The organism is Mucilaginibacter sp. (genome assembly GCF_041663085.1).
In the GTDB taxonomy this organism is placed as follows: domain Bacteria; phylum Bacteroidota; class Bacteroidia; order Sphingobacteriales; family Sphingobacteriaceae; genus Mucilaginibacter.
This window is the reverse complement of record NZ_JBAZRC010000252.1, coordinates 1-2756: the sequence shown is the minus strand read 5'-3', so window position 1 is coordinate 2756 and position 2756 is coordinate 1. Positions and strand designations below refer to the sequence as shown.

The following is a 2756-nucleotide window of genomic DNA, read 5'->3' as shown; positions in this document are numbered from 1 at the left end:
TTTCATCTATCTTGCTTTCATCAGGCAAATTACGACCCTGAAAACTTGGACTTTGCCACTTGCCACTAACTTCCACATCGGTAGTTTTACCTAAGTGTAAAAAGTTTAATGATTGGCTCCCCTTAAGTTCAAGTGTGTAATTGAAGTCGAAAGCACCGTCCTTTACATTGCTCAAATTAATCCCGGCCTGCAAGCCATTAATAAATAAATCATCATTGCTGAATGAGGGCTGCGCAGTTAATTTCATTCCCCCTGCTGTAATTATTGGATTGGTTTTTAATCCCTTTAGATCAGATATACTGAATAAAAAACGGGCTTTATCTAATAGCAGTTTATCGGGCGACAACGAGAACATCCCCAAATCGGCGCCGGCAAAATTACCGGTTACTTTAATGGTTGAATTATATATTACTGCCTCGAACATGCCGCGATGACGTTTTTGAGGACTTAAAACGGCCTTTATATTTAAATTTTCGGGTAATATGTAAAGGTTCTCTATTACCTCCTTAGTGCCTTGTTTATTATCAGTCCCCGTAAAATTTACGGTCTTACGGTACGGTATCATCAACACCGGGCCTTTTATGGTTTGCGCGCCCGACCACTGGCTGGCAATATCATTGGCCACCTGTTCCTGCCGGCCGGCACGCTCACGTATCAGGTCGTCAATTAATGACGATGGTATCAGTAATACCAATATCAAAAAGCCGATGAAGGCCAATTTAATGGTGATCGATTCCCTGAACCAATCCATGATGCTTCTTAAAGCTGATTTTTGTTCTTCTATCATTGTTTTATTTAAAAGTACTTTGAATTACAAAGTAATAGGGTAAAAAAAATATAGTTATTAGATCTTCTGATTTTTTATGATCTGCTCCAAAGCATCAAGGTGTTGCTTAAATGCGTGCTTCCCTTTGGCGCTGGCCTCGTAATTGGTATTTGGCTTGCGCCCCAAAAACGATTTGTGCACGGTAATGTACTCCTCTTTCTCCAAAGCCTTCAGGTGCGAGGCCAGGTTGCCGTCCGACGCATCAAGCAGCTCCTTGAGCGAGTTAAAGTCGTAACGCTCGTTCACCATCAGCACACTCATTATTTGCAAACGCAGCCGGTTTTCGAACGCCTTATCAAGTTTTTCAAATGGAATCTTCACCGGTCGTATTTTAAGTACATGATGCTACCATAAACAATGTGCAGCACGCCAAAACCAATAGCCCAAAATAGCAGGCCGTAACCGGGCAATAGGCCGGCCAGCAAACCTAAAAAAATATCGCATATACCCAGGTAACGTACATCTTTAAAAGTAAAAATACTTGCGTTTACCAATGCCAGGCCATAAAATATCAATGATGCTGATGCTACCACACCAAAGTACCCGCGGTTTATTAAAACGAGCATTAAAGCGCCACCGGTAAAAAGCGGTACCGCCATATTAAACAAAAGCTGCCTGCTGGTATTGCCCCAAACCGGCTGCCCTTTCTTTTTCGCTTTGCGGAAGGTAAGTGCCACACCTGTTACTATAGATGCTACCAATACCGCAAGGGCAATCAGGATCAAGGTGTACAGGCTCATGGGTTGCCGGTTAACATCGGCCATTACGTATTCGCGGTAGCTGAAGAAGCCGCCGCTGCCATAAATAATTTTGTAACCCAGCGCCGCGCCTATCAGCGCGTAGATCCCGGCCAGCACACCGCTAAGGCCGCTGAGCGAGATAAACTTTGAGGAACGCTCCATCAAACTGCGGATGGAGGTTAGCTCGTCCTGTATTTCGTTTTCTTTCACTTAAAAGTACTTTGTTATTCAAAGTAAGTTATTAAAATTGGGAGTTGCAAATATTATTTTCAAATAAATATATATTGACGCTGGAACAATCGCCTATCTTTAATCGACATGGATAAAAACGGTTTAGAAAGAGGTAAACAAATTTTTGAGCGAATTAAAAACCAGGACAGACCAAACTGGGGGTTACAAATACTTTCGGCCTTTGATGAATATGTGGATATTATACCGCAATCCATAGTGGGGCTTAAAAGCATTATAAAAGATAGTAGTAGATGGAAAGAAGCACATAATCAGTTTAGTGAAATTAGAAAATTTTTACTGGATAATAAAAGTTACGAACCTGAAGGATACCTGTTTCTTGCCGAACTTGTTGCAAAAATAACATACAATGCATCCGGAGAATTGGCGCCATTCGATCATGATAGCGGTTGGCATATTCCAACACTCGCGCTGGAAACAGCATGCTATTTTAATAACCCAAGCCTGATAGAAAAAATAGAGGTGTTTATCCTAAGATAATAGGGTATAGAACCTACTAATACCAGGATCTTGAAATCTTGTTCGAAACACATGGCGACTTTGCAGAATGAACAAGATATCTCCTCGTACCTCGTTCGATATGACATTTCTCTTTTATACGAGGATCGCCGCCTTTACCAAATAAGGCAGGATCTCTTTTTGGAAAGACACAAAATTTTTGCGCACATCGCTATCGCTTACCGAGGTAAACGCGAAGCTGAATACAATACTTTTGCTGCATTTAATAAGGAAACGAATGCGCTGGTGGTAACCCTCGTGCTTGCGGATGCCGGGCAGTTGGGTAAATGATTGTACCAGCAGTTCTTCCAGTTCGGTAGAGAGGTTCTTTAAAAAATCCTGCGAGTTGGTGCTTTCGCGGATAAAATCCCAGCCGATAAATTCGTTGCAAACGGTGTATGAGAGGCGGCAGGTTTTCATGATGAGGCTGCTCAGGTGTGCTT

Annotated in this window: 4 protein-coding genes and 1 pseudogene; 1 reads left to right on the top strand and 4 read right to left on the bottom strand. The window is 42.2% G+C overall.

Annotation, left to right across the window (positions count from 1 at the left end):
- The 3 genes from WC615_RS23230 to WC615_RS23220 form a co-directional block, all read right to left on the bottom strand.
- Window positions 1–787, bottom strand: a 787-nt coding sequence (locus WC615_RS23230) for an inner membrane CreD family protein (RefSeq protein ID WP_372980404.1), incomplete at its 3' end; no start/stop codon positions are given.
- Window positions 788–844: 57 nt separating this feature from the next.
- Window positions 845–1147, bottom strand: a complete 303-nt coding sequence (locus WC615_RS23225) for a transcriptional regulator (protein WP_317173758.1) — start codon at window positions 1145–1147, stop codon at window positions 845–847.
- The gene (locus tag WC615_RS23220) at window positions 1144–1776 is read right to left on the bottom strand and encodes a hypothetical protein (RefSeq protein WP_372980403.1); all 633 of its coding nucleotides are present in this window, start codon (window positions 1774–1776) and stop codon (window positions 1144–1146) included. The genes WC615_RS23225 and WC615_RS23220 overlap by 4 nt, the downstream gene beginning before the upstream one ends.
- Before the next feature lie 108 nt (window positions 1777–1884).
- Between WC615_RS23220 and WC615_RS23215 the strand changes: the two genes are divergently transcribed.
- Window positions 1885–2295 (top strand): hypothetical protein, encoded by a 411-nt coding sequence (locus WC615_RS23215; RefSeq protein ID WP_372980402.1) that lies wholly within the window; start codon window positions 1885–1887, stop codon window positions 2293–2295.
- A gap of 114 nt (window positions 2296–2409) precedes the next feature.
- Here WC615_RS23215 and WC615_RS23210 read toward each other — a convergent pair.
- Window positions 2410–2756: pseudogene (locus WC615_RS23210) on the bottom strand (TetR/AcrR family transcriptional regulator); the annotation flags it as partial.

Bases quoted from the DNA above. Each gene is read 5' to 3' on its own strand.
- WC615_RS23215 (WP_372980402.1), top strand. From the start codon at position 1,885: ATGGATAAAAACGGTTTAGAAAGAGGTAAACAAATTTTTGAGCGAATT.